The sequence below is a fragment of the Arthrobacter sp. E44 genome, assembly GCF_041877125.1.
Taxonomy (GTDB): Bacteria; Actinomycetota; Actinomycetes; order Actinomycetales; family Micrococcaceae; genus Arthrobacter.
In genome coordinates this window covers 1-8,143 of the sequence record NZ_JBHDJA010000043.1, presented here as the reverse complement: position 1 = coordinate 8,143, position 8,143 = coordinate 1, and the positions used below count along the sequence as shown (strand labels likewise).

Below are 8,143 nucleotides of genomic sequence, written 5' to 3'. Positions count from 1 at the left end.
CGGCTCGAACACCTCCGCGGATCCGCTCTCGGCTTCCGGAACCTCACCAACTACACCGCCCGATCACTGCTGGAATCCGGCGGATTCAGACCGAAACTACACTCTCAATTCTGAAGAGCCGTATATCGTGCCCGAGAAAAGGCCCGGTGATGGGGCGCTAACCGGGGACGGGCCGCGCCGTTTGATTCCCTTAGCGTGAATTTCCGTACCGTTCCTCCCTCAGACCCAACTCTCAGACGTACTCTAGTCAGGCTGTCCGGGCCGCCATGAAGTCACCACTTCGTAGCCGCCATCCTCGTGCACGCGGATCGGGGCGATGCGCTCCGGCATCTTGTGGCGGATCTTCATGAACAAGGGGCCGGACATCTCGTTGAGGGAGCTGTTGTAAAAGAAGATGTCCGGGTAGTGGGCCAGTAACGCGTTGACCATATCTGTGGCCCATCCTTGGCGGTGGTACTCGTCCGGGACTCCGATGCCCTGAAACTTGCCTACCCGGTTCCTGATGATCACGAAGTCAAGGTAGGCGCTCGTCTCGCTGTCTCCGAAAATACCGGAGCGCGTCCCGTGCAGCTGGGGCCGCGGGACAAGCCGGCCCTGAACCAGATTGGGTCCTGGGTGTCTGGGAACGTTCAGTGTGAAGGACCGGGTGCCGTGGCGAAGGATGATCCGTCGCTTGTGCCGCAGCTCCCACCGCGCATTACTAATACTCCTGAAGGGCGTCCACACTGCGTTCGTCCTGTCCGTCTACCGGCCGAAACGGGGTCCGCGATCTTGACGTGGTTTCTGCTCGTCGTCACGTCGAGTCCGGTCCCGGCGGCCCTGCTCCTCTTCGCGTCGGGCCTTGATCTGTTCCAGCGCTTCCTTGACCGCTTCCGGGTTCCTGGTCTCGGGATCCCTGCGTTGCCGCTTGGCGCGGTTCTCGCGGACCTTACGGGCGAGGGCAGCCATGCGTTCGGCGCGGTCCTGGGCGGGGGTCAGCTGCGCTTCCGCGCCACGGGCCTGCTGCAGTTGGTCCACAACGTCTTCTGCCGGTGTCGGGGCCTCCTTGACGACGGCCTCAACGTGGGCGGCTTCGGCCATGAGTGCGGCGTCAGCAGAGGACAAAGGTTCCTTGGCGGTCTGCGCGGTGTACTTGTGCATGGCAGTGACCCTTGCAGTGAGTTCGGCCCCCAGACCTTTGCCCTGGTGATCGGCGGGGACGGGTGCTGGTTCGTTGGCGGGGATCCGGTACATGGCCCGGTAGGTGGAGATTTCCACGGCGAGCTGCCGCCATTGTTCCTGCCGTGCAGGATCGGATGGCACAGGTCCGAGCGCACCGGCCCATGCTGGCGGTTCGGCTGCGAGCTGGGCACCGAGCCGGTTAACTTCGGTGGCCATGATTTCCCGGCGTGCGGCAAGTTCCTTCCGCCAGAGGGCCGGGGTGTCTTCGTGGGTGACGACGTCGGCGGGTGCCATCCATGCCGGCAGCTGGTCAGCTTTAGCTTTCCGGACATCCGCGGCGGGCAGTTGACGGCGCAGTTCGATTTCAGCGCGGATCCTGCGGTGGATCTGCGCGGCTGCCTCAACCTTGGGTGCGTGCTCATCGCGGCGGTAGTTGCTCAGCGCTCCACGTTCGTAGGCTTCATCGGCGCGGGCCTCGGGGCGCATGAGTTCACGGAGGGACTGTTCCTTGTGCAGGGACGATGCCAACCACTGTGCTTTACGCGCGGCCGCGGGGTCGTTGATTGTCGTATCGGTGCGGCTCTGCTGCTGGGCGGCGCTCAGCCGTGCTGCCAGGTCATCGTCACTGAGGTGGCCGTGCAGGCGCCGCTGCCACGGCGTATCCTTCCGTTCGGTCATCCAGTTGCGGGCCAGGTCTTTGCGGTCCGGGGTATCAGCACCACGTGTGCGCGCCGCGTCAGCCTTGGCACGCATCAGCTCACCGACTGCGCGTCGGTCGAGCCGTTCCAGTGCCTCGTCACTGATCGATTCCAGGGGCCGGCGACTGGGATCAGCAGCGCGGGAGCGCCACCGGTCAAGGCGGTCCTCGACCCGCCAAGCGAGAACAGCGGCGGCATCCTCAGATGCGCCGAAATCTTCTTCGTTGACGCTGTCCTTGAGCAAGTGAACGAGGTTGAAGCCTTCGTTCTCGGCCGCGCGCAGGTGCGTGGAGATCGCTCCCCAGGCGGTGGATTTGGTGAACGTCCCGGCCACGCCTTCACCAAGTTCACGGCGGGCGATATTGGCCATCCGCAGCTCGTTGGCCTGCACATCAATGTCCCGGTACTGCTCTGACATTTCCGGCAGCGACCGTGCCTGGGCACGTGCGGCGTCCATCTGTTCGTGCGCGGTGAGGTTACCGTCATGGTTCGCGGCCACCGCCGTCAGTACGTCCTCCATGGACTCCCCGTCGCCCACGATGCCGTAGAGCTTATTGGAGTAACGGCCACGGGACGCTGCCACGTAGGCCAGCGCTCGGGACAGCCCCGAGCTGATCAGAGCGTGCACGGTGTCGCAGGTGACGCCCTGGGTACGGTGGATCGTTGCCGCGTATCCGAGCATCGTCTTGCCGCGCACGTAGTCAGCGGGAAGCGTGATGGTGCCTTGGTGGCCATGGTGGCGGACGGTCAAGGCACCGTCCTCGTGGGCACAAAGCACGTTCCACACGTCATTGTTCTTGACGAAGTCCTTGCCCCTGTTGGTGGACAGACGGCGGTTGTTCTCGCGGGTGATAATGATGTCCCCGGCGCGGGCGGTCAGGCCGTCACGCAGCAATGCTGCCGGGGTCTTGGGGTCCAGTTCCCCGGTTGCGATCCGGTACGCCTGGGCGCGGGCGTTCAATTCGGTGACGGTGGCATTGTCGAAGGCCATCATGATGGAGTGTTTGCCGGCGTTGGTGTCTTTCTGCCACGCCTCGAACACCTGGGACGTCATGGTCTCGGCATCCCCACCGACGACGTGGCGGTTCTCCCGGTAGAAGGTCCAGGGGTCATCGACTCCATTAAGCGGAGGCTCGCGGAGGGCCAATGTAGCTGCTGCTTCCGCCTCGTTCGCGGTGCCGTCCGCGTTCCGGAAACGGTGCAGATCCTCCAAGTGCACGGCCCCGACGCTGTTCTTCAACAGGCGCAGCGCGCCACCGGATCCCACCGCTGAAAGCTGTTGGTCATCACCGAGTGCACGGACCACTGCGCCGTGTTGCTCAGCGATCGTTACCGCTGCGGCGAACCGTTGCGTGCCGACCATTCCTGCCTCATCGATGATGATCACATCGCCCGGTTTTGGCGTGTTCTTCTCATCGTTCGATCCAGTGCTGTGTGCGAGCACGAAGGAGTCAATGGTGGTGGCCGTGGCTCCCAGCTCGGTGCCCATCACGGCGGCCGCCACGGCGGTGGGTGCGAGTCCGAAGACGCGGCCACCTGCCTCACGCACGGTGTCAGCGGCAAGCTTCAGCGCCGTTGTCTTACCGGCCCCCGCTGGGCCAACACCGACCAGCAACAGTCGTTCGCTGCACGCAAACTCCTTGGCCATTCGCAGCTGGCCGGCGTCGAAGGTTTTCTCTTGCCGGGCCAACGCAGCGTCGAAGGAATCAACAGTAGCGGCAGGAATGACGACGCTCTGTGCAGCTGTCAGAAGCCGGTCTTCACTGTGCAGGATCCCCGCTGAGGTGTACAGCGTTGAGTGCGGCTTGCCGTACTTGCTGGCCCCGTTGGAAAGCCGCAAGGCTTCGACTTCAGGGGTAGGAGTCTCGGGGGTGATGCGCAATGAGAACTGGTCCGTAGCGCGGGCCGTAACCTGTTCCAGGAGGGCCGGGGGGATGGGCAGTTCACCCAGGCGGGATCCCAGCCGACGTGTCACTTCTGCCCTGATGTGGTGCTCTCCCCACACGCCCCGGCTCTGCTCCAGACGCTCGATGACGCCCCGCGCTTCAAGGATCGGATCAAGCTCGTCGGCATGGGCAACCATCCACGGAAGGTGGTCCCCCTGGGCGTCTTCAGTATGCGCGTCATGACGGTGCGTCCGGGCCTTCTCGACGGCGGCAGGGCCGACAACAACACCGGGGATGCTGCCGAGTTCTTCCATCCATTCTTCAACCAGGACCGAAAGCTGACGGGCTTCCTTCTTGCTCGGACGGGTGTCCAATGTGGCCTGTTGGGCCAGGGCGATGAGTTGCTTCTTGTTGGGCGCGTAGCCGTGCTTTTCGGTGAACTCAGTCGTCAGTTCATCCAGTACAGGCTTGATACCAGCACGCCGGGAAGAGGCCGCTTCGATGGCTGCGACATCGACGCCGGCGATCTCGATTACCGGGCGGTCGCCGTTGACTTTGCGTTCCTTCAGACCGACGCCCAGGCGGGTGCAGATCTTCTCCATGACCACCCTGTTGTACATCTCAGAGGCGGCCACATTGAACTGGTACAGCAGCCGGCCATCGAGGCTGGACCACTTACCATCCGCTCCCAGGACCTTGTTGGAGACCACGATGTGATCGTGCAGCTGCGGGTCTCCGTTGCGGGAGTCGTAGTGGCGGAACTTGGTGTAGATCAGGCCGCCGTCAACATCTTCCTGCCGCACTCCGTTGCGTCCGCGGCGGGTGAAGGTGGCTTCCTTTTCGAGGTAGCGCATGGTCTCTTCGATGGCCTCATTGTGGGCGGCCTCGATCTCTTTACGGGCCTCTTCCCCGCCGATGGCCCACAAGACCGATGCCGATTTGGCGGGCGCAAACACGAGGTCATAACCAGCTACCGTCTGTGCTGCGGGCTTGGTCTGAGCCGTGATGAACTTGCCCAGCTCTTCCTTATTGGCGGGGTTCCTGCCGTTGAGCTCGCGGAAGTACTGGGCGCCTTCCCTAGTCCGGATCAGACGGCGGTTGTCCGCGTCAGGCTCACGGTGGTTCAGGCGCTTATAGTCACCGGTGGCCCGGTTGATCCGCGCTTGAAGCTCGTTGTCTTTCTGATTTGGTTTGCGGTAGCGCTGCCCCAGGGACACGTCCGCGGACGGGTCTTCCGTCAGCATCGCGGTGGCGTTCGGGTGAAGTCCTTCACCGAACAGGGCGGCCATTTGGGCCTCAGTGACTTCGCCGGATACGTCGAGATGCGATGATCCTCCACCGCCCCATTGGCCGGGAGGATTGCCGTCAACCGTGTAGTAATCGCCCAGCTCGCGGTTACCAGCGCGCAGCTCATCACCGCTGGCGACTTCACGCGTGTAGTACGTGTATCCGTCGCCGGCACTGAGCTTGTGCACGGTCATCACGGAACCCAGCATACCCGCCAAACCGCCCCACATATCGATGATGCATGAGGTGTGACAGATATTGCGCTTTTGGGTCTGTGGAATTGGCTGATGGGAGCTTGCGAGCGGGGCTCAATGAAACAGGGCGAAAAGGGTAGGATCGGGCCATCAAGGTTTTGATGCGGTTCTGCACATGAGAATGGGCGGTGGATAACACGCTTTTCGTTATCCACCGTTCGTTCGATTGTGTAGAACCGCTGCCCGGGTAACCCCCGGGTGGGCAGCGGAGAGAGCGTCCTTTTCTCGGAGCTGTCCACCCGGGGGTTACCCGGGCACAGCCAGCCCGAGCGTAAGCGAGGACCATTGCGGCGTACGCCGCCGGCTGTGGACCCGACCCGGCGCTAGCCGTTAGGTCTGGTCCACAGATCACCCAAGGGGAGGGACCCACATCATGGCAGCACCACGAAAATCAGCACAGCAGTTGGCGGCGCGTGAGAAGGCCAGGGCCAAAGCTCAGGAGCTGACCGAACGACACGAGAAACTGATCGATCTGGCGGCCGAGTTCTTCGAACAACAGGAGCAAGCAGACTTCATTCGTTCTGACGCGAGGCAAAAGGCTGATGCTCTCATTGCCAAAGCCGAGAAGGATGCCGAGAGCGCGGTCCGCGCGGCCGCCGAAAGAGTCCAGGCGATGTTGGAAGCCGGTGAGGGCAAGGCTGCCGTGGCCGCGAGGCTCGGTCTAAGCGGCGCGGAAGTGAAGCGCATGACTGAGATGGTTTCGCAGCATCCCGAGAAGAGCCCGAAAGCACCGGCTGACGAGCACGCAGCCTAGTAGGAACCATCATGTTGGATGTGGGCCGCGATGAAGAATCGCGGCCCACAGTTCTTTGATCGCTTAAACAGAAAAGGGCCGGCTGTTAGACCGACCCTTGTCCGTTCCTCGGCAAAGGAAAACTAAGGTTTCCAGCATAGCTGAAAGATGGCACACGCTGCTTCGGGTGGGTGTGGAAACCTGATCCTGGCAGCGCGGCAATTGGGTGGTTGTGGATCCTCGCGTTGAATGGCGGTTCGTCGCTGGTGAGTGGCTGCTTGGGTTCGCCCTGGGCGGCGGACCGCCAGACGTTTGGGACGTTCCCCGCCCTGCTCGTGATGAGCGGCCGGGAGCCTTGCCGGGCGGTGGGGGTTCCGCCCGGCAAGGGGTCTTAGGCCGCTGCTTCTTCCTCGGCTGGCTTGCCGCTGTCAATGATCAGATTTTCAACCTCAGAGGGAGTGTAGCCCCAAAGAACCAGCTGGTTCAGGTAGTCCCGGTGAGTCTGGGACGGGGACCGCCATGAGTCCTTGGCTATCGTCTTCTCATACCCGGCGCAGACGAGCGCGATCAGGGAGAACTCGGACCGTGTCGTGGACTTGGCCACGTGCGTGCGGAGCGGGTTCCATGCCCATGTCTTCTCCCCTTCGATCTTCGCGCCGACCATTTCAGCGGCTACCTCGCCGTCGTAGCCGCTGGCCGTTTCGGAGTGGTGGGTGATCGCGTGGACGGTGAAGTACTGCCAGCCCTTCGGGGCCTGCTTCTTCACCAACAGGTTCTTCACGAATTCCCGGCGGACCGTCGTAGCGGACTCCATGGCCTTGTTATTGGCTATCAGGGTTTTCCGTTCGGCTTTCTGTTCCTCTGTCATCGGGCCTTTGTTGGCCGATGAGGAAGAGTGGTAGCTGTACCGGAGGGTGAAGCCCAGTTCCTTCCATCCGACAATCACCGGGACGGTGGAGTGTTCGCCCTTGTAGTCGGTGTCGATGTAGACGGCGTTCCCGTCTTCCTCGGTGGCCCGTTCCCCGTCTGCCCGGTTCAGGGAGCTGACGCGGAGGGTTTGGTTGTCCTCGTTGTAGCCGGGTGCTTCAACGATGGTGGTTCCTGCTGCTTCAAGCTCAGTGGTGAAGGCTGCAAGGGCGGCGGCGCGTTCGCGGTCGTCCCGGAGCTGCTGGGCGACGTGGAACAACTGCTCGGGTTCGTCCATGATGACCGATTCCAACTCAGCCGTGGCTTCCTCGTCTGACTCAAACTCAGCGAGGATCAACGCTGCCTCGATCGTGTACCCCTTGCCCAGGGCGGCGGTTCCGGCCTCGGATGCCTTGGCCTTCAACGCACCCTCAACGGTGGTCTTCGTCCGTCCGGTCTTCTTCGCGATCGCGGCGGCCGAGACACCGATCAGGGACAGCTGGTGGTATGCGTCGGCTTCGTCCGCTTCGGTCAGTTCTGCGCGCTGGATGTTCTCCACCACCTGCGTGACGATGCGTTCGGCTTCTTCCGGGCTGCTGATGATCATCACCGGGATTTCGGGGCGCTTGGCCTCGACGGCCCCGAGGGTGCGGCGCTGTCCCATCAGGACGTGCACGGTGCCGTCCTCTTTGCGGTGGCCGATCACCGGTTCCATGACGCCGTGTTCTTTGATGCTGGCGATGAAGTCAGTGGTCAGGGCAGCGTCTTTGCGGACGTTGATATCAACAGTCAGGGTGGTGGGGTCGAGCATTTCGAGCGTGGGTGTTGCGTTCATGGTGTTGCTCCTTCTTTTGCCGAGAAAGTGGTGGGTGGGGCGGCTCAGGTGACCGGCCAGCTCCCCTCTCCCCCCGTTGTTTTTTGTTGCTGGCACGCAGTGCTCTACGGGGCCGACGGAGGCGTCTCCTCCCGCCAGGGCAAGGTGCTGGAAATCTTCGAAAGGAAATAAGCGACGCAGGAGCGCCGTCGAAGAATTCCGGTGCCGCAGGGCCCCTGAGGAACGAAGGGGTCAGGAGCTTGAGCCGGAGCGGAACCGTATGATCCGAAGGAATCTCAATGATGTTGTCAACGGATATCGGCGGTGCCGCTCGGGTGTCCCGGCCGGTGGATGGCCGGGACACCTCGGGGGTTTTTAGTCCGTCCAGCCGGGGTAGGGCTTGC

4 protein-coding genes are annotated in these 8,143 nt (G+C 62.7%); 1 reads left to right on the top strand and 3 read right to left on the bottom strand.

What is annotated here, in order from left to right:
* Nucleotides 1-243: 243 nt before the first annotated feature.
* Nucleotides 244-510, bottom strand: coding sequence for a hypothetical protein (locus ACETK3_RS21090; protein WP_373993575.1), 267 nt, complete (start codon nt 508-510; stop codon nt 244-246).
* 234 nt (nt 511-744) lie between these two features.
* Nucleotides 745-5,226 (bottom strand): MobF family relaxase, encoded by a 4,482-nt coding sequence (gene mobF, locus ACETK3_RS21085; RefSeq protein WP_373993576.1) that lies wholly within the window; start codon nt 5,224-5,226, stop codon nt 745-747.
* Nucleotides 5,227-5,659: 433 nt separating this feature from the next.
* On the opposite strand from mobF, the gene ACETK3_RS21080 reads away from it, so the two are divergent.
* Entirely contained in the window at nt 5,660-6,040 is a 381-nt protein-coding gene (locus ACETK3_RS21080) for a hypothetical protein (RefSeq protein WP_373993574.1), read from the top strand.
* Between the two features lie 370 nt (nt 6,041-6,410).
* Here ACETK3_RS21080 and ACETK3_RS21075 read toward each other — a convergent pair whose 3' ends face one another.
* Nucleotides 6,411-7,760: a ParB/RepB/Spo0J family partition protein gene (locus ACETK3_RS21075; RefSeq protein WP_373993573.1), complete on the bottom strand. Its 1,350-nt coding sequence runs from the start codon at nt 7,758-7,760 to the stop codon at nt 6,411-6,413.
* Between the last annotated feature and the right edge of the window lie 383 nt (nt 7,761-8,143).

What these genes read in the sequence shown, in the direction of transcription:
- mobF (WP_373993576.1), bottom strand. Translation starts at nt 5,226, where the DNA reads ATGACCGTGCACAAGCTCAGTGCCGGCGACGGATACACGTACTACACG.
- ACETK3_RS21080 (WP_373993574.1), top strand. Translation starts at nt 5,660, where the DNA reads ATGGCAGCACCACGAAAATCAGCACAGCAGTTGGCGGCGCGTGAGAAG.
- ACETK3_RS21075 (WP_373993573.1), bottom strand. Translation starts at nt 7,760, where the DNA reads ATGAACGCAACACCCACGCTCGAAATGCTCGACCCCACCACCCTGACT.